The organism is Amycolatopsis kentuckyensis (genome assembly GCF_041679295.1).
Taxonomy (GTDB): domain Bacteria; phylum Actinomycetota; class Actinomycetes; order Mycobacteriales; family Pseudonocardiaceae; genus Amycolatopsis; species Amycolatopsis kentuckyensis_A.
In genome coordinates this window covers 191542-208196 of sequence record NZ_JBGDMD010000005.1, presented here as the reverse complement: position 1 = coordinate 208196, position 16655 = coordinate 191542, and the positions used below count along the sequence as shown (strand labels likewise).

Here is a 16655-nt window from a genome sequence, read left to right as displayed (position 1 = left end):
CTGTAACGTTTACAAACCCCGATCAGTTGTCTACGGTGACTCCCGCCTGGCCAGGAGCTTCTCGACCGAGGAGACCGCTCGATGCCCGTCGCCCTCACCCAGCAGCACGGCCCTGCCGTCGTGCCGGCGATCGGTGAGACGACCGCCCGTGGCTTGCCCGCGCCGCGGATCAGCCTGCCCGCCGTCTCCCTGCCCGTCCTCCTGCTCTTCGCCGGCGGCCTGGCGCTGGGGATCACCTCGACCTGGCTGCTGCTGGCGGGGCTCGTGCCGCCGGTGGTCACCGTCGTGCTGAACACCTTCGTCACCTTCGCCATGTACACGGTCGTGCACGAGTCGGCCCACCACTCGGCGGGGAAACTGACCTGGGTCAACGAGGTGCTCGGCCGGCTGGCCGTCCCGTTCGTCGCGGCGTACGCGTCGTTCCCCTCGCTGCGGTTCGCCCACGGCGAGCACCACCGCCACACGAACGCGTCGGTGCCCGCCGACCCGGACGCCTGGACGTCGCGGGGCCCGCGCTGGCAGCTGCCGCTGCGCTGGCTGACCCTCGACTTCGCGTACGCGCGCTGCTACTTCTCCCGGCTGCGGTCGCGGCCCACGCACGAGCTGACCGAGACGCTGGTGGTGCTCACCGCGGCGCTGTCGGCGGCGGTCGCGCTCATCGCGGCCGGGCACGGCGTCGAGCTGCTGTTCGTCTACCTGCTGCCGCAGCGGCTCGGCATGGCCCTGCTCGCGTGGTCGTTCGCCTGGCTGCCGCACCACGGCCTGCCCGCCGCGGACCGGTTCGGCGCCACCCGCGTGCGCGTCGGCCTCGACTGGCTGCTCACGCCAGTGCTGCTGGCCCAGAACCTGCACCTGGTGCACCACCTGCACCCCGCCGTCCCGTTCCACCGGTACCGCCGGGTCTGGCTGGAGAACCGCGAGGCGTACCTGGCCCGCGACGTCCCGATCCGCACCGCCGGCGGCCGGGACCTGACTGCGGCGGAGTACCGGGCGGCGGCCGGCCTCGACTGCTCCCCGGAGGTGTCCGTGCCCGCACCGGCCTCGCCGCCGCTCGGGCCGAGCCGGTTCCACCGGCTGCGGGTCCGCGAGATCCGGCCGTTGACCGCGGACGCCGTCGCGATCACCTTCTACGTCCCGCCGCAGCTGGCGGAGGAGTTCCGGTTCACGCCGGGCCAGCACGTCGCGGTCCGCGCGGTGCTCGACGGGCAGCCGGTCCGCCGGACGTACTCGATCTGCGCGCCGGCGGACGCGGGCGAGCTGCGGATCGCGGTGAAACGCCGTCCGGGCGGCGCGTTCTCCGGCTTCGCGACGACGACGCTGTCCGTCGGCGACTTTCTGGACGTCCTGCCGCCGTCCGGAGGGTTCACGCTCACACCGGACCCGTCCCGGACCGCGCACTACGTCGCGCTGGCGGCGGGCAGCGGCATCACGCCGGTGCTGTCCATCGTGGTCAGCGCGCTGTCCGCGGAGCCACACAGCCGCGCGACGTTGTTGTACGTCAACACTTCCGGCGCGACGACGCTGTTCGCGAAGGAGCTGAGCGCGCTCGCCGAGGGGTTCGGGGGACGGCTGCACGTCGTCCACTACCGGACCGACGAGCGCGACCCGGACCTGCACGCGCACCGGCCCCGCCAGTTCGACACGCTCGGCGAGGCGCTGGCGATTTCCCACGAGCGCTACCAGCGCGGCCGCCTCGACGGGACGCGCCTGCGGGCGCTGCTGCAGAACCGCCTGCACCCGGCGAAGGTCGACGAGTGGTTCCTGTGCGGCCCGCGCGGCTTGATGGAGCTGGTCCGCGGCACGCTGGCCGACGCGGACGTCCCCGAGGAGAACGTCCACTTCGAACTGTTCCGCGGCGCGGCCCCCCTGCGCGACCCGGCGGGCACCCCGGCGAACGTGGCGGTGACGCTGGGCGGGACGACGACGTGCGTCCGCGCGGAAGCCGGCGAAACGGTGCTGGACGCGGCGATGCGGGCGGGCTTCGAGGTGCCGTACTCGTGCACGGGCGGCGCGTGCGGGACGTGCCGGGCGACGCTGCGGCACGGGCAGGTCGACATGGACGTCCGCTACGCGCTGACGGAGGACGACGTGGCGGCGAACCGGATCCTGACGTGCCGGGCGCGAGCGACGACCCCGGAGGTCGCGGTCGACTACGACCGCCGCTGACCCCGGGGCCGCCGCGCCGTCAGCCGGTCTGGGTCGGCGGGGTTCCCTGGCCGCCGCCCGGAGGCTGGCCCTGGCCGCCCGTGGCGCCGTCGCTCACCGACGTCGCCGTTGCCGTGTCGCCCGACTCCGTGGCCACCACCGTCACCGTGTCGCCCGTTGCCAAGCCCGTCGCCTGGTCCGAGGTGATCGTGTACGTCTTCGAGAACCCGTCCTCGCTCTTCGCCGTCAGCGAGGTCGCGCTCAGCGCCGTCACCTCGCCGGTCTGGGTGATCTTCGTGACGTAGCCGCCGTTTCCGTCCGACGCCACGTACTCCCCGTGCAACGCCGACCCCAAGCCACCCATGCCGCCCAGGCCGCCCTGCATCCCGCCCGGCATCCCGCCCGGGCCGGTCGCCGAGTCCGTCGCCGCGGATGACGACGAAGCGGCCCAGATCGCCGCTCCCCCGCCGGCCACGATGGCGACCGCGACGGCGCCCGCCGCGATCTTCTTGCCCGGGGACCAAGCCGGTCGCGGCGGGGTGCCCGGGGCGGGGGCCGCGCCCCACGTCTGATCCGGAGTGGACGGTGCCTGCGGTGTCGTCATCTGTTGCTCCTTAACGAGGTGTGCGATCCACGGTGGCGGGACCGGCTGTGTGCGGACTGTGCCTGCCGTCAGCCGTTCCTGTGACCGGAGGAACCGGACTTCCGCGACAGGCCGGTCACCGCACAGCCGCCTCACAGGCAGCACACAACCCGCACACACGGCGTCGACGGACGCTTTACCCATGGCCGCGCGATCCGTTGCACCGCACCCCCGCCGGGGGCGCTTTTCGCTGCGCGCGAAGCTGACCGGGTCGATGGTCGTGCTGCTCACCGTGGTGTGCCTGATCGTCGGGGTGGTCAGCGAGTTCGCGCTCGACGTGTTCCTCACCCGCCAGATCGACCAGCAGCTCTCCGCCGCGGCGACGCGCTCGCTGGTCTTCGCGAGCAACCCCGGCCGCCAGGACGGCGGGCCGCCGGACGACCAGGGCGGCGAGCACCCCCTCGGCCAGAACGTCGGCACGGTGAGCGCCACCTTCGACGGGCGGGTGAAGGTCCACGACGACAGCATCTCCGAGCACGGCGAGGGCATGAGCCTCAGCGCGGCGCAGCAGGCCGTGATGCTTTCGGTGCCCACCGACGGCAAGCCGCACACGGTGTCCTTCGACGACCTCGGCGAGTACCGGCTGATGGCCCTGCGGGTGCCCGGGACGTCCGAGGTCGTGGTCACCGGCCTGCCGATGAAACCGGTCACCGACACGCTGCTCACCGTCGCGCTCATCCTCTTCGGTGTCGCCGCCGCCGGCGTGCTCGGCGCGGCCTTCCTCGGCGCCTTCGCGGTCCGCCGGACGCTGCGGCCGCTCGAGCGAGTCGCGGCCACCGCCGGGCGCGTCACCGAGCTGCCGCTCGACCGCGGGCAGGTGGCGCTGTCGATCCGTGTGCCGGATTCCGACACCGACCCGCGCACCGAGGTCGGCCAGGTCGGCTCGGCGCTGAACCTGATGCTCAGCCACGTCTCCCAAGCCCTAGAAGCCCGGCACGACAGCGAGCTGCGCGTCCGCCAGTTCGTCGCCGACGCCAGCCACGAGCTGCGGACGCCGCTGGCCGCGATCCGCGGGTACGCCGAGCTGGCCGCCCGCGGCAGCGCGCTGGTGCCCCCCGACGTCGCGCACTCGATGGGCCGGATCCAGTCCGAGGCCGTCCGGATGAGCGCGCTCGTCGAAGACCTCCTGCTGCTCGCCCGGCTCGACGCGGGCCGCCCGCTCGACCTGCGCGACGTCGACCTCACCCGGCTGGTCGCCGACGCCGTCGGCGACGCCCAGGTCGCCGGGCGCGACCACCGGTGGCTGCTGGAACTGCCCCCGGACCCGGTGCTCGCGCTCGGCGACGTCCAGCGGCTGCACCAGGTCCTGGCGAACCTGCTGGCCAACGCGCGCACGCACACCCCGCCCGGCACGACGGTCGCGACGTCGCTCGCCCGCTCGGCCGACGGCAGCGCCGTGATCACCGTGACCGACAACGGTCCCGGCATCGCCCCGGACCTGCTACCGGACGTCTTCGAACGCTTCGCCCGCGGCGACTCCTCTCGCTCCCGCACGGCCGGCAGCACCGGGCTCGGGCTGGCGATCGCGTGCGCCGTCGTGGTCGCCCACCACGGCACGATCGAGGTGCACAGCCGCCCCGGCCGGACGGAGTTCGCGGTGCGCCTGCCCGTGGCCGTGCCCGCACAGCGAGTGCACAGCATCGGCACAACCCGGCCCCAGCTGGAAACCGGAAGCTGATCACATGACCGCTCTCGCATCACGCGAAACCGTTGTGACGCCCGCAGTACCCGCTCGCCGGACGTGGCACGGGCCGGCGCTGGCCGCGCTGCTGCTCGGCACCGCGGTGCTCTACCTGTGGGGCCTCGGCGCCTCGGGCTGGGCCAACGCCTTCTACTCCGCCGCCGCGCAAGCCGGTTCGCAGAGCTGGAAGGCGCTGTTCTTCGGGTCGAGCGACGCGGCGAACGCGATCACCGTGGACAAGACCCCGGCCGCGCTCTGGGTGATGGGCCTGTCGGCCCGGCTGTTCGGCGTCAACGCGTGGAGCGTCCTCGTGCCGCAGGCGCTGATGGGCGTCGGTTCGGTGTGGCTGCTGCACGCGACGGTCAAGCGGACCTCCGGCCCGGCCGCCGGGCTGGTGGCGGGCCTGGTGCTCGCGCTGACCCCGGCGGCGGCGCTGATGTTCCGGTTCAACAACCCGGACGCGCTGCTCGTGCTGCTCCTGGTCGCCGGCGCGTACTGCGTGGTCCGCGCGCTCGAGAAGGCGAGCCCGAAGTGGCTCGCCTTGGCCGGTGTCGCCGTCGGGTTCGGCTTTCTCGCGAAGATGCTGCAGGCGTTCCTCGTGCTGCCCGCGTTCGCGGTGGCGTACCTCGTCGCGGCGCCGGTGTCGCTCGGCAAGCGGCTGCTGCACCTGCTCGGCGCGTTCGCGGCGACCGTGGTCGCGGCGGGCTGGTACCTCGTCGTCGTCGCGCTGTGGCCGGCCGCGGACCGGCCGTACATCGGCGGTTCGCAGACGAACTCGTTGTGGGAACTGGTCTTCGGCTACAACGGCTTCGGCCGCATCACCGGCGACGAGGTCGGCAGCGTCGGCGGCGGAGGCGGCCGCGGCTGGGGTTCGACCGGCCTGACGCGGCTCTTCGGGAGCGAGATGGCGGGCGGCATCGCGTGGCTGATCCCCGCGGCCCTGCTCGCCCTGGGCGCCGGCCTGTGGTTCACGCGCCGGGCGCCGCGCACCGACCGGTCGCGGGCGGCCCTGCTGCTGTGGGGCGGCTGGCTCCTGGTGACGGCGCTGGTGTTCAGCTACATGGGCGGGATCATCCACCCGTACTACACGGTCGCGCTGGCCCCGGCGATCGCGGCGCTGGTGGGCACGGCGGCGGTCCAGCTGTGGCTGCTGCGCTCGCGCCCGGTGGCGTCCGGCCTGCTCAGCGGCGGGGTGGCGCTGACCGCGGTGACGACGTACCTGCTGCTGTCCGGGTCGTCGTGGCAGCCGTGGCTGGCGCCGACAGTGCTCGTCGGCGGGCTGCTGGCGGCGGTGGCGCTGTTCTTCGCGGCCCACCTGACGCGGTGGGCGGCCTCGCTGGTGGCCGTCTTCGCGCTGGTCGTGCTGCTGTCCGGCAGCGGCGCGTACACGCTGGCGACCGCGGCGACGACGCACAGCGGGGCGATCCCGTCGGCGGGCCCCTCGTCCGGCTTCGGCGGCGGCTTCCGGGGCGGTGGTTTCGGCGGTGGTCGCGGCGGCGGCCCCGGTTCGTTGCTGAGCACGACGCTGCCGGGCGCCGAGCTGACGGCGTTGCTCCGGCAGGACGCGGCGAAGTACACCTGGACGGCGGCGACGGTCCTCTCGAACGCGGCGGCCGGCTACCAGCTCGCCGGCGGCGCCCCGGTCATGGCGGTCGGCGGTTTCAACGGGACGGACCCGTACCCGACGCTGGAACAGTTCCAGCAGTACGTCGCGAGCGGACGGATCCACTACTTCCTCGGCGACGGCATGACGATGCAGGGCTCGACCGGTTCGGACGCGGCCCAGCGGATCGCCGAGTGGGTGGCTTCGACGTACCAGTCGTCCACCGTGGACGGCGTGACGGTGTACGACCTCACCGCCGCCGGCTGACCGGGAACCGACGAAAGCAGGGTCAGTACCGCACGACCTGGTCAACTCCGGGCCGCCTCCTGCACTATGGAAGTACCGGGAGGACGGAGGCTTCTGCAGATGACCGAGCCCAACGTAGGGCGGGCCCGCTCCGCAGACCTGTTTCCGTTCGCCGCGGCCCTCGGCGACGGCGGATTCCTCATCGATCGCTGGATCCGCCAGCGGAACGACCAGGGCGTGCTGTTCTTCGCGTGGCTGGGCGCCCGCCCGGCCGGCGCGGTCTACCTGTGGCTCGAAGAAGCCGAAGAGCCGCCGATCCGCCGGCACCTGCCGGGCGTCGCGCTGCTCACCCACCTGCAGGTTCACCCCGAACTGCGCAACCGGGGCGTCGGCGCGGCGCTGGTGGAAGCGGTGGAGCGGCACCTGACCGGCCTGGGCCACGAGCGGGTCGCGCTGGCGGTCCGCACGGACAACCCGGCGGCGGCCCGGCTGTACGACCGCCTCGGCTACGGGGACTGGGGCCACGGCAGGGTCACCTGCTACGCGCAGCTGACCCTGCCGAACGGCAACGTCCTGCAGGTCCCGGAACGCTGCTACGTGCTGGTCAAGGACCTCACGGTGGTCACGCCGGAACCGCGCGGGGAGCCGAAGATCGAGGTGTCGCGCCGGTGACGTCGACGCCCCACTGGGCGAGGTGCGCGATCCCCAGGGTGGCGAGCGCCTTTTCCACGCCCGGCCCACCACTGTGCCGGCGGCGCAATTCGTCGAGGTGGCCGCCCCAGCGGACGCAGTCCGCCTGCCACGCACGGATGTAGCGTACGCAGAATTCGGGACTGATCAGCTGGCTCCGCCGGAACCCCGCGTCCAAAGCGGCCACCATGCGCATCTGCCGAGCCGGGTCGATCGCGGATGCCCGGACCTGCTTGATCACGTCGCGGATGATCTGGCGGCGATTGTGGAGGAACTCCGCCCAGTACTGTTCGCCGGCGTCCGTCAGCCCACGTCCGCTGTCGAGCAACCCGAAGATCCCTTCGGCCAACGTATCGCCCAGCTCTTCACCCCGGGCACGCACCACGCTCTGGTACGGGTCGTAGTCCCGCTGGAACGCCCGACCCGTAACGGCGGCCGGGCGCAGCCGCACGCCGTCGAGGAGGAAGAACCAGTCTTCGTTGTAGATGTCCGGGAAGAACGATTCGAACGCGGCCGCACCCACCGCGAGGGCGCCACCTCCGATGAAGGTGTCCTGGGCCTCGCCCACCTCCCGGAGCGCGTGGCAGACGACCGAGTTGTCGGGCATCCCCGCATTCGCCAAGCCCACGATCGGCAAATGATCGTCGAGCAGGCCGGCTGCTTTCGTCAGATCTTCCGGCTCGGGTAGCTCGATGTCGTCGTCGAGGAAAAAAATCCGCTCCCACCCCGCGAGCACAGCGAGGAGCAAACCGAGGTTGCGTTTGAAGCCGGTATCGGTATTCCGGTTGTACCGGCTGGACTTGAGCAGCCGGTCGGTGGCGAGCTGGGGGACGAGATTGGGAGGGAGCGAGTCGGTATCGATGGCGACCACCTCCGCACCGGCTCGCCTGGCCTCGACGGCCGCGTTGGAGGCAGTCGCCAGCTTGCTGCACAGCACGACCAGCAGTGCTTCCTGCCGCTTCGCCGCGGTTATCGCCTGTTCGAGATATCGGGCCGGCCGGCCGTTGGGAACGATGATCGCGTCGATCGACGCGTCGGCACGGGGACCGTCGAGGGGGGTAAGCAGACCCCTGTGCGAGGTGTGCTGACGCGCGTTCATCCGGCCTCGGGCCATTCGTGCAGCCGGTTCGCGGCGATGGTCCAGTCAGGGGTCAAGCCCTGCCCCTGGACCACTGGCACCCGGCTGATAATGCTGAACGCCTCTGCATCGCCGAAGCGCTCTCGCAGGTAGGCCTCGTTGCGGTCACGGAAACGGATGTCCGTGAGTGCCCGAACCGCGCCCAGCGTGCCACGACCGTACATACCATTGCATACGGTCACGGTGCGCTTTCGGTTGAAGGGACTTTTGCCCCGGTAAAAATGTGCGACGTCTTCCATGAGGTGACCTTCGTCGTCAAGAAGTGGCGGGAAGAGCACGCTCCCGCCGTCACGCTGCACTCGGAAGCCGCCAGGTTCGCTGGTCGGGGCGTCCTCGGCACGAACGACCTGTTCCACCGGCAAGTCCACCCGCTCGATCACGGCAGCGGTGACGGTGTTCCAGTCGACGCCACCGAGGAGTACCAGGTGCGTCGTGTAATCGTCGGGCGTCAGCTCCTCGGTCGTGTGGAAGCTGACGCGGTTGTCGGGATTGCGCGCCCGGATGTGCCCGTACAGTTCGATCAGGGCATCCGGGTCCGCGTAAGTGTAGAGAGTGACGAAGTCGGCACTCTCCGGGTCCGCGTAACTCAGGTGACTGCGCAGTTCAGGCGGTAGTTCGGCGCAGACGATGACGACGTCCTGCCCCTCGGGGAACGTCCAGACGTCGGTCGGCAGCGACCTGACGGGCTCCTTGCCCTCGCGAAGCCGCAACAATTCTTCCAGGAGCTCCTTGCGCCGGACGTGCTCCTCGTCCGTCAGGTCGTCAAGCGGGAGTACTTGAACAACACCCTCGTCGAGCGAGCGTTCCGTCGAGAAGAGGGTCGCGTAGGCCTCGAGCCGCCTGACGGGCGGACGAACCGGCTTCTCGACGTTCTCCCACGACGAGATGAGCGAGATGCTCACACCGCCGAGAGCCTGGGCCAGCTGGGCCTGCGTCAAACCGGCGGCCGGCCACTGCTCCTCGCGCAACTCTTTGAGCCGGTGAGCGAGCGCGCGCGGCGCAGCTGGGGACACGGCCTCCGCCACCCTTCAGTAAATTTCAGCAGAGCGGAAAGTGGGCTGATCGTACTACCTCGACCTAAAGTCACACTGGGCAACCTGTCGAACCGAAGACTGAAACGTTACGCATACCCAAACTTCCTCGCAGCGAACAGGTAACGCCGCTTCAACCCCGTTGTTCCAGGGTACTCCACCCGTTACAGTGAACTTGACTGAACTTCAGTTCATACCTGAAGGCAGGAGCGGGCCAATGAGTACTCCAGCGGACATACCCCGGCACCGGGCCATCGTGGCGGTCGACATCGAGGGGTCGACCAAACACCCGAACTCGGTGCGAGCCCTGCTCCGGAACGTCCTCTACCAGCTGCTCGAAGAGGCATTCACGATCGCCGGGATCGGCCGCAAGCACCGGGACGCCTTCGTCGACCGCGGCGACGGCGCGCTGTGCCTCGTGCGGCCCTTCGACCAGGTGCCCAAGACGCTGCTGCTCGCCACCTTCGTCCCGGCACTCGCCGATCTGCTGGAGAAGCACGCCCAGGACCTTCCGGACCTCGCCTTCCGGCTCCGCGTCGCGATCCACGCCGGCGAGGTGCACCGGGACAGCCGCGGGCTGTACGGCGAAGACGTCGACATCACCTGCCGGCTGCTCGACGCCCCCGAGCTGAAGCGGCGGCTGAAGGAGACCTCCGGGCCGCTCGCGCTCGCCATTTCCCAGGAGATCCACCGCGCGGTCGTGCGGCACGGCTACGCCGGCATCGACCGCACGGCGTTCACCCAGGCCGTCCACATCAAGATCGGCGAAGAACGGCTCCGGGGCTGGCTCCACACGCCCGAAGCCGGCGCGCCGGAGGAGGGGCTGACCGCGTAGGGACCGGAAGCGAGGTGGGGATGTGGAACCGACGGGATTCTGGGCCGGGCTGGGGCCGGCCGATCGCCGGGTGCTGGCGGAGTCCGCGACGCGGCGGTCCTACCCGCGCGGCGGAACCCTCTGCCGGGAAGGCGACCGGTCCAGCGTCGTGGTGGTGCTGCTGGCCGGGCACGTGCGGATCGTGCACGGGACGCCGGACGGGCGCGAGGTCGTCGTGGGGGTGCGCGGCACCGGGGACGTCATCGGCGAGCTGGCCGCGATCGACGCGCAGCCGCGCTCGGCGACCGTCGAAGCGCTCGACGACGTCGAAGTCCTGGAAGTTCCCGGCGACCGGTTCGCCTCGCTGTGCCGGACGCGGTCGCGGATCTCCTGGGCGCTGCTGCAGGTGCTGTCGACGCGACTGCGGTCGGTCGGCCGGCAGTGGCTCGAACTCGGGGGCGGCGCCGCGGCCCGGCGGGTGGCCGCGCAGCTGATGCAGCTCGCCGTCCAGCACGGCGTGCCGCGCGGCCGGGACATCGAGATCGCCGTCCCGGCCACCCAGGCCGAACTGGCGATGACGGCGGCCATCTCCCGCGAGTCCTGGGCACGCGTGACGCGCGACCTGCGGCGTCAAGGCGTCATCAGCACCGGCAGAAGACAGGTGACGATCCACCGCATGGCCGAACTTCGGCGGCTGGCGAGCTGAATCCCGCCTTCTGTGTCAGCTGACACAGAAGCAGCGGCGAGCCGGAGGTTTCCTGGATCCACGGGCAGAGGAGGGCATTGTCATGGACCCCTACACCAACCCACCGGGCCGCAGCCGCTGGCGCCGGGGCGTCTACGCGGCCGGGCTCGTCATCCCGTTCACCGCGACCCAGCTGTGGGCGCTGCTGGTGCTGTTGCGGCTCGCGCCGCTCGACGGGCTCGTCGGCCAGGCGTTCGTGCTGATCCTGCTGGGTTCCGTCGTCGCGATCTGGGCGGCGTGGCGCTGGACCTGGCAGCTCGGCCGGGACCGCGACCGCCGGCCCGAGCCCGCCGCGAAGACCCGGATCCCGACATGACGTCCGGGACGGTGATCGTCGCGGCCCTCGTGCTCGGCGTCGCCGCCGGACGCCTCTCGCGCCACCTCGGCGGCCTCCTGCGCCGCCGGTTCACCGGAAGGAGCACGGAAATGACCAGCAGGCAAGCGTCGTTCCCCGCCCGGCTCTACCACTGGCGGTGGGAAATCCTGGCGGTGACGCTGCTGCCGTACGCCCTGGTGACGTTCGCGCTGTGGGCCGGCCCGCTGTGGGCGACGGCGGTCCTCGCCGGCGCGCTCGGCGTGGCCCTGCTGCGCCGCCGCCAGGTGCGGGCCCGGCTCGGCGCGATCCGCCTGCAGCACCGGCTGCGCGCGGCGTTCCCGCTGCTGCGCCTCCCCGGCGGGCGCCGGCCGGCGATCCTGTGGTCCCGCCCCCGCGGCGGCGACATCGTGGTGTCGCTGTTCGGCCACGAGGCGTTCGAGCACCTGCACCGCCACCGCGCGGTCCTCGCGGCGGCGTGCGCGGTCCCGCAGGTGTACGTCGACCGCCACCCGAAGTACGCGAGCCTGGTGACGCTGACGATCAGCCCGACCGAGGCCCCGCGCGAGCGGACGGTCCTGCCGAGCAACGTGGTTCCGTTGCGGGCACACAGCTAGCGGCCGAGCACCTCGGTGAGCAATGTGGACAGTTCACCACCGTGCCACGAATTCGTCGAGAACCGCTCCTGGGCGATCCCCCGCCAGGGAGCGGTTCCCCGCGTGATGGCGGGGTCCACGGTGAGCACCCCGAGTTCCTGAGCCGGGATGCCTTCTTCGGCCAACGCCTTCGTGGCCTGGCCGGCGTCCCGGACCGCGACCACCAGCCCCCAGTCGCCCCACGTCTGCGCGAGGTCGAACGGCCGGAGCCCACACTGGGCGGCGACCTCCGCCACCGGCTCGTCGAGCACGAAGTCGCCGGTGATCCTCGCACCGAGCCCGTTCGCCTCGCACAGGGTGCGGACGGTGGCGAACAGGCCATCGGAAACATCCATCGCGGCCCGCGCGTGCCCGGTGGCCGCCAGGAGCCGCCCCGCCGCCAGTTGCGCCACCGGGCGGGACGCCCGGCGCCACACCTCGGACCGCACCGGCTCGGGCAGAGTCGCCCGCCCGGTTTCCAGCAGGACCGCGGCCCAGAGGTAGCCCGGGGAACCGACCAGCAGCAAGCTGTCCCCGGCCTTGGCTCCGGACCGCCGGAGCCGGCGGCCCGGAGCGCACCGGCCGATCGCTGTCGCCGTCAACTGCTTCGCGGCACCGTCGCGGATATCGCCGCCGACGACTTTCGTGCGGTGCTCGGCGCAGCAGGCGTCCACACCGTCGAGCAGCCGCTCGAACTCGCGGACGGTGGTCGACTTGGGCAACGTGTAGTTGACGACGAGCCCCAGCGGCTCCGCCCCGGCGGCGGCCAGATCGGAGAGGTTGATCGTGGCCAGCAGCCAGCCCGCGTGGAAGAAGTCGGGTTCGGCGAGGAGGTCGACCACGGGACTCGGGCAGCTGTCGGTGGTCGCGACGAGTTCGCTCGGCGCTTCGATTCGCGCCAGGAAGGCGCTGTCGTCGCCGAAGCCTTCCGTGCCGCCGTACCTCGGCTGGAGGATTTTCCGCTGGATCAGCTGCTCACCGAGGTCGCCGAGAGTCTCAGGGGCGCCGGACATGATCCGCCAATCGGGACGCCACGACCGCGTGATCGCCGGAATAGTTGTGCGGCGTGGCGCCGTACAACCGCTCGCTTCCCGTCGAAGCGAACAGCATCAAGTTGCAAACCCGGGCGCTCGGATACAGCAGCACGGGGTGCCGCAGGTGGTTCACGATTTCCAGAGTCAGCACAGCCCCGGTGTCCCAGCCGAACCCGGGGCTCACTTGACCGCACAGCACGACACCGATGCCGAGCCGTGCGTAATCGCTGGTGCCGTCGACGAGACCGGCCAAATTCTTGGAGAGGCCGATCTTCTCCAGTGTCGGCGCGAGGACGACCTCGCCGGGCTCGACGGCCAGCCGGCCGTTCGCGTCCAGGGCCTTCGGCACCAGGCTGGGGTGCGTCGCTCGGTCCGCGACGTCGACCGGCCCCTCGGTCACGAGGGAGAACGCCTCGTGACCGAGCCGAAGGCTGAGCGCGGCCGGGCGGACCAGGGCCGGCTCGAACGGTTCGACGAAGAGTTCCCCCTCGGCATAAGCGCGCCGGATGGCGCGATCGGTCAGGACACCGCGGCGCCTAAAGCGCGAGAACCGGTTTATCGAGGAGAGGAACATCCGCAGACCTCAGTCACGACTTCGGCCACGATCTGCCGGAACTCCGCTTCCGACAACCGACGGTTGGGCTGCTCCCCGCTACGACCCCGGGCACGGAACACGACAGTCGTTGATTCGCGATGCGACCCCTGGATGACTAACGTCGCCGTCAAATCCGTTCCCAACGGCTCAAGAGTGTGGATCACATCGGTGCCACACGAGTAGACGTCGCCTCGAAACACGCGTGGCGACTTGACCTTGACCAGCCGGACGGACCCGTCGGCGACGAGTGCCTCCGGCGCATCCGGGTCCGTGCCGTAGCGATAGCGGCCGAACAGATCTCCTCCTTCCGACGCCTCGCGGTACTCAGGTACGACGACGCCTCGGCCGGCCAGCACAGTCGACGCGAACTCCCAACGGTGACTGTGCGGGTTCGGCTCTCCCCGCCTCGAAGCCCCTGACCTGGGCCAGACGTGCATGCGAATCTTGAACTCGGGCTCGACCGAAGTATGAAGCACAAGTTTCGCGAAGCCGTTGGAATGCCAGTACGAACGCGCGGCCATTGCCTTCAGTTCCCGCGAGTCTCGGGTTGCCTCCTTCAGCCAGCAGCCGAAGGCGTGCGGGTCGTCTCGCACCAACTCAGCAGCCGCAACTAGTTGCGGCACATCGGGAGCGGCCTCGGTCAACACGGAGACAAGACCGGACGCGAACCACGAACCGGCCACATCCGAGACTCGTTTCTGCGCCGCGGCAACCGGCTGACCGGCTCCCTGCGTGGACGCTACGTGTGGCTGCGACCCGGACACCGTCACCCGCACCATCTGTCACAGCAAGCGTCATACCTCTTCGCCATGATCACTCTCTCAGCGTGAATCGTTCCGGCTGCGCATCCATGATAGCTGCCCCAACATCGACCAGAACCGACGCTTCCCGCACGGACCACAGCTGCCCGCATTTCGTCAAGCGGCCATCAGTGTGGACATCGAGAAGCAACCAACTGACTGTCATCCCGACGACGAGAGGCGACCATGACGATGAGCCCCGACAACTCACGCTCCACGCCAACTCCTCCCAGCCGAAGAGCTCGACTGATGCGCGGAGCTCGACGAGAGCCGGAACAGCTCGTCGTTCTCTTCGCGGCCGCGACAGTGGCCGCACTCGGCGCGACCGACGTAGTGAACGACACGAAAACACTCCTCGCCGCAACTCTCGCAACTTTGGCCGTTCTCGGATTTTCGAATTTTAAACAAGCCTTGCGTCAAGAGATCAACGATCAGAGCATCGACAAAATTGCCCGATTGACAGAAGAAGTCAAAGACGGAGTCGAAGGAATCGAAAGCAATCTCACCCGAGAATCGGCCGGACTACTACTGGCTACGCCAGCCAACAAACAGAAGGCCTTCGAGAAATCAATGACCACTACGAACATGTGGCAGTTCGATGGTGGCACCGGTTCATTTACTCGGTCTTGGACACTGCCCAATCTGGCCGCACGGGCACGCGAAACGAGCACTGGCGCTCACTGGCGAGTTCAACTGCAGATACTGGATCCACAAAACATCGACTGCTGCCAAGAGTATGCCGACTACCGAGCCAAGCTCTCACGTCGCCGCGAAAGCCCGACCGACATAACCTGGACGACAGTACACGTTCAAATCGGCTGCCTTGCGACGATTTTCGCCGCCTACTGGCACCAGCAGCACGAATTCCTGGTCGTCGACATAAGACTGAAGTCCAGCTTCGACACGTTCCGCTATGACATCTCATCCGACTGGGTAATTCAGACGAACGAGGACCTGCGTTTTCCTGCCGAAATCTTCCCCAGACGCGAGGACAAACTGTCCTTCTACTACGCACGTCGCGCAAACTTCGACATCCGCTTCGAGTCCATCAAACCTACCCTGAAGGCAAAAACCGACATACGCCTGCCCGCAGAAAAAGAAAAGGTGACCGAAGACGACGTCTTCCGAGTACTCCGCAACGTTGGAATCACCGAGCAGACCCTGGAAGGAATTCCGCTCGGCGCGATTCGCGAACTCGCGTTCAGCTCAAAGAGCCCATACCACTGAAGCCGATCCAGCTGACTACTCAGCGGACGCAGGAGGAAGGAACTGCGGGGCGGGAAAGGCCAACGCGACGGCGCGCAGAGCCGTCACGGCGTCGAGCGTCATCCAGATCGGGAGATCGCCACTGCCCCAAGCCCACAGGCCGCGCGAAGGTTCGTAGCGTTCCCACAACGAGTTCAGCGCGCGGCTCAGCCTGGCCACCGGCACTTGTGGTGCCTCGGCCAGCGCCTGGAGGACCCAGGCGGAGGTGAAGTGCTTGATCGTGACCCGCACGTCCGGCCGCCCTCCCGGCTGCGCCAGAGCGAGGTCCTCCGACACTCCGTCGTCCGGGTGGACCCGCTCGATGAGCCACCGGGTGCCGACGTCGACGGCCTCGCGGGCTTCGTCGGTCCCCCGCCCGGCACGCAGCAGTTCGCGCAGGGCCACCACCGCCCTCGCCGTGTGCGCGGTGGAGGGCTCCGGGGAGAACAGGACTTCTTCCTTCTTCTCGCCCCAGAGGGGGACGCCGTCGAAGTCGAGCCGGGCCGCGAGGAGGTCGTCGGTCAGGCGCCGGGTGAGGGGGGCGTCCGGCCCGAGCCGGACCGAGGTGCGCAGTGCGGCAGCGAGCAGGAACGGTCGCGTCCGCGCGCGCTCGTCGAGTGAGCGTTCCAGATAGGTCAGCCCGTCCTCGGCGGTGAGGACGGTGCTGGCCTGGAACAGGGCGCCCACGACCGCGGCCGTGACCTCGGGCCGGCGGCCTTCCGACCGGCCACGCCAGCCGAAGTCGGAACGCTTCTCGTAGAGATCTTCGACGACCGCATGTAGGTCGATGTAGGGCTCGCCTACCACGACCATCGCCGAGATCCCGTAGGCGGTGGCGAGCGTCGTGTGCGCACCCCGCTTCTGGAGGTTGTGCCGCCAGCCGACGGGGCGGCCGTCCGGATCCCGGATCAGCTCCTCGGCGAGACTGGTCCCGGCCCGGCGGAAGACCTCGAGCAGGGAGCCGGCAGTGGTCAGGGTGCCGGCGGCCGCCGGGGCCGGTGAGCGGGCGGCTTCGGCCAGCTCCACCAGGGCGTTCGCCGCGCGGAAGTGATCGTCGAGCAACCGGGCGTTCTCCGCCGACGGCAGGTAGCGCCCGGTCTCCCACTGGGTCAGGTTCGCCCGGCTGACGCCGACTTTCCTGGCCACGTCCGCCTGCGTCTGCCCGGCTGCCTTGCGCAGCCGGCGCAGTTCGGCGCCCACGTCCTCGGCCGTTACCACATCAGTACCTGTCGGCCGCGGCGCGGTCGATGTGGAATGGAGATACGCACTCGGCATCGGCCGAACTACTCGGGTACGC

Annotated in this window: 16 protein-coding genes; 9 read left to right on the top strand and 7 right to left on the bottom strand. The window is 70.0% G+C overall.

The window, feature by feature from the left end:
* Positions 1–81 precede the first annotated feature (81 nt).
* On the top strand, positions 82–2166 hold the full coding sequence (locus ACERZO_RS21970; protein WP_372666604.1) for a fatty acid desaturase: 2085 nt from the start codon (positions 82–84) through the stop codon (positions 2164–2166).
* Between the two features lie 19 nt (positions 2167–2185).
* Here ACERZO_RS21970 and ACERZO_RS21965 read toward each other — a convergent pair whose 3' ends face one another.
* Entirely contained in the window at positions 2186–2749 is a 564-nt protein-coding gene (locus ACERZO_RS21965; RefSeq protein WP_372666603.1) for a hypothetical protein, read from the bottom strand.
* Positions 2750–2930: 181 nt separating this feature from the next.
* Between ACERZO_RS21965 and ACERZO_RS21960 the strand changes: the two genes are divergently transcribed.
* The 3 genes from ACERZO_RS21960 (at position 2931) to ACERZO_RS21950 (ending at position 6990) form a co-directional block, all read left to right on the top strand.
* The gene (locus ACERZO_RS21960) at positions 2931–4466 is read left to right on the top strand and encodes a sensor histidine kinase (RefSeq protein ID WP_372666602.1); all 1536 of its coding nucleotides are present in this window, start codon (positions 2931–2933) and stop codon (positions 4464–4466) included.
* 4 nt (positions 4467–4470) lie between these two features.
* Positions 4471–6339 carry a glycosyltransferase family 39 protein gene (locus ACERZO_RS21955; protein WP_372666601.1) on the top strand — a complete coding sequence of 623 codons (1869 nt, stop codon included), beginning with the start codon at positions 4471–4473 and terminating at the stop codon, positions 6337–6339.
* Positions 6340–6438: 99 nt separating this feature from the next.
* A complete protein-coding gene (locus tag ACERZO_RS21950) occupies positions 6439–6990 on the top strand; it encodes a GNAT family N-acetyltransferase (protein WP_372666600.1) in 552 nt (183 codons plus the stop codon).
* On the opposite strand, the gene ACERZO_RS21945 is transcribed toward ACERZO_RS21950, so the two are convergent.
* Positions 6941–8107 (bottom strand): hypothetical protein, encoded by a 1167-nt coding sequence (locus ACERZO_RS21945; protein WP_372666599.1) that lies wholly within the window; start codon positions 8105–8107, stop codon positions 6941–6943. The two genes, ACERZO_RS21950 and ACERZO_RS21945, sit on opposite strands and share 50 nt — an antisense overlap.
* Positions 8104–9159 (bottom strand): helix-turn-helix domain-containing protein, encoded by a 1056-nt coding sequence (locus ACERZO_RS21940; protein ID WP_372666598.1) that lies wholly within the window; start codon positions 9157–9159, stop codon positions 8104–8106. The genes ACERZO_RS21945 and ACERZO_RS21940 overlap by 4 nt, the downstream gene beginning before the upstream one ends.
* Positions 9160–9394: 235 nt before the next feature.
* On the opposite strand from ACERZO_RS21940, the gene ACERZO_RS21935 reads away from it, so the two are divergent.
* The 4 genes from ACERZO_RS21935 to ACERZO_RS21920 all read left to right on the top strand — a co-directional run bounded on the left by ACERZO_RS21935 (position 9395) and on the right by ACERZO_RS21920 (position 11666).
* On the top strand, positions 9395–10012 hold the full coding sequence (locus tag ACERZO_RS21935; RefSeq protein ID WP_372666597.1) for a hypothetical protein: 618 nt from the start codon (positions 9395–9397) through the stop codon (positions 10010–10012).
* A 22-nt stretch (positions 10013–10034) separates the two neighbouring features.
* A complete protein-coding gene (locus ACERZO_RS21930) occupies positions 10035–10697 on the top strand; it encodes a Crp/Fnr family transcriptional regulator (protein ID WP_372666596.1) in 663 nt (220 codons plus the stop codon).
* An 82-nt stretch (positions 10698–10779) separates the two neighbouring features.
* Positions 10780–11052, top strand: a complete 273-nt coding sequence (locus ACERZO_RS21925; RefSeq protein WP_372666595.1) for a hypothetical protein — start codon at positions 10780–10782, stop codon at positions 11050–11052.
* Complete coding sequence (locus tag ACERZO_RS21920) at positions 11049–11666, top strand: hypothetical protein (protein ID WP_372666594.1); 618 nt, start codon at positions 11049–11051, stop codon at positions 11664–11666. The genes ACERZO_RS21925 and ACERZO_RS21920 overlap by 4 nt, the downstream gene beginning before the upstream one ends.
* On the opposite strand, the gene ACERZO_RS21915 is transcribed toward ACERZO_RS21920, so the two are convergent.
* Genes ACERZO_RS21915 through ACERZO_RS21905 form a run of 3 tightly spaced genes read right to left on the bottom strand, consistent with a single transcriptional unit; the run spans position 11663 to position 14092 of the window.
* Positions 11663–12697, bottom strand: coding sequence for a thiamine-phosphate kinase (locus ACERZO_RS21915; RefSeq protein ID WP_372666593.1), 1035 nt, complete (start codon positions 12695–12697; stop codon positions 11663–11665). The genes ACERZO_RS21920 and ACERZO_RS21915 overlap by 4 nt on opposite strands.
* On the bottom strand, positions 12681–13292 hold the full coding sequence (gene dcd, locus ACERZO_RS21910; RefSeq protein ID WP_372666592.1) for a dCTP deaminase: 612 nt from the start codon (positions 13290–13292) through the stop codon (positions 12681–12683). Before dcd ends, ACERZO_RS21915 begins: the two co-directional genes overlap by 17 nt.
* Positions 13274–14092, bottom strand: coding sequence for a hypothetical protein (locus ACERZO_RS21905; protein ID WP_372666591.1), 819 nt, complete (start codon positions 14090–14092; stop codon positions 13274–13276). Before ACERZO_RS21905 ends, dcd begins: the two co-directional genes overlap by 19 nt.
* Before the next feature lie 270 nt (positions 14093–14362).
* Between ACERZO_RS21905 and ACERZO_RS21900 the strand changes: the two genes are divergently transcribed.
* The gene (locus tag ACERZO_RS21900) at positions 14363–15340 is read left to right on the top strand and encodes a hypothetical protein (protein WP_372666590.1); all 978 of its coding nucleotides are present in this window, start codon (positions 14363–14365) and stop codon (positions 15338–15340) included.
* A gap of 15 nt (positions 15341–15355) precedes the next feature.
* Here ACERZO_RS21900 and ACERZO_RS21895 read toward each other — a convergent pair whose 3' ends face one another.
* A complete protein-coding gene (locus tag ACERZO_RS21895; protein ID WP_372666589.1) occupies positions 15356–16633 on the bottom strand; it encodes a helix-turn-helix domain-containing protein in 1278 nt (425 codons plus the stop codon).
* Positions 16634–16655: the final 22 nt, after the last annotated feature.

Bases quoted from the DNA above. Each gene is read 5' to 3' on its own strand.
- ACERZO_RS21970 (WP_372666604.1), top strand. From the start codon at position 82: ATGCCCGTCGCCCTCACCCAGCAGCACGGCCCTGCCGTCGTGCCGGCG.
- ACERZO_RS21965 (WP_372666603.1), bottom strand. From the start codon at position 2,749: ATGACGACACCGCAGGCACCGTCCACTCCGGATCAGACGTGGGGCGCG.
- ACERZO_RS21960 (WP_372666602.1), top strand. From the start codon at position 2,931: ATGGCCGCGCGATCCGTTGCACCGCACCCCCGCCGGGGGCGCTTTTCG.
- ACERZO_RS21955 (WP_372666601.1), top strand. From the start codon at position 4,471: ATGACCGCTCTCGCATCACGCGAAACCGTTGTGACGCCCGCAGTACCC.
- ACERZO_RS21950 (WP_372666600.1), top strand. From the start codon at position 6,439: ATGACCGAGCCCAACGTAGGGCGGGCCCGCTCCGCAGACCTGTTTCCG.
- ACERZO_RS21945 (WP_372666599.1), bottom strand. From the start codon at position 8,107: ATGAACGCGCGTCAGCACACCTCGCACAGGGGTCTGCTTACCCCCCTC.
- ACERZO_RS21935 (WP_372666597.1), top strand. From the start codon at position 9,395: ATGAGTACTCCAGCGGACATACCCCGGCACCGGGCCATCGTGGCGGTC.
- ACERZO_RS21925 (WP_372666595.1), top strand. From the start codon at position 10,780: ATGGACCCCTACACCAACCCACCGGGCCGCAGCCGCTGGCGCCGGGGC.
- ACERZO_RS21920 (WP_372666594.1), top strand. From the start codon at position 11,049: ATGACGTCCGGGACGGTGATCGTCGCGGCCCTCGTGCTCGGCGTCGCC.
- ACERZO_RS21915 (WP_372666593.1), bottom strand. From the start codon at position 12,697: ATGTCCGGCGCCCCTGAGACTCTCGGCGACCTCGGTGAGCAGCTGATC.
- dcd (WP_372666592.1), bottom strand. From the start codon at position 13,292: ATGTTCCTCTCCTCGATAAACCGGTTCTCGCGCTTTAGGCGCCGCGGT.
- ACERZO_RS21905 (WP_372666591.1), bottom strand. From the start codon at position 14,092: ATGGTGCGGGTGACGGTGTCCGGGTCGCAGCCACACGTAGCGTCCACG.
- ACERZO_RS21900 (WP_372666590.1), top strand. From the start codon at position 14,363: ATGCGCGGAGCTCGACGAGAGCCGGAACAGCTCGTCGTTCTCTTCGCG.
- ACERZO_RS21895 (WP_372666589.1), bottom strand. From the start codon at position 16,633: ATGCCGAGTGCGTATCTCCATTCCACATCGACCGCGCCGCGGCCGACA.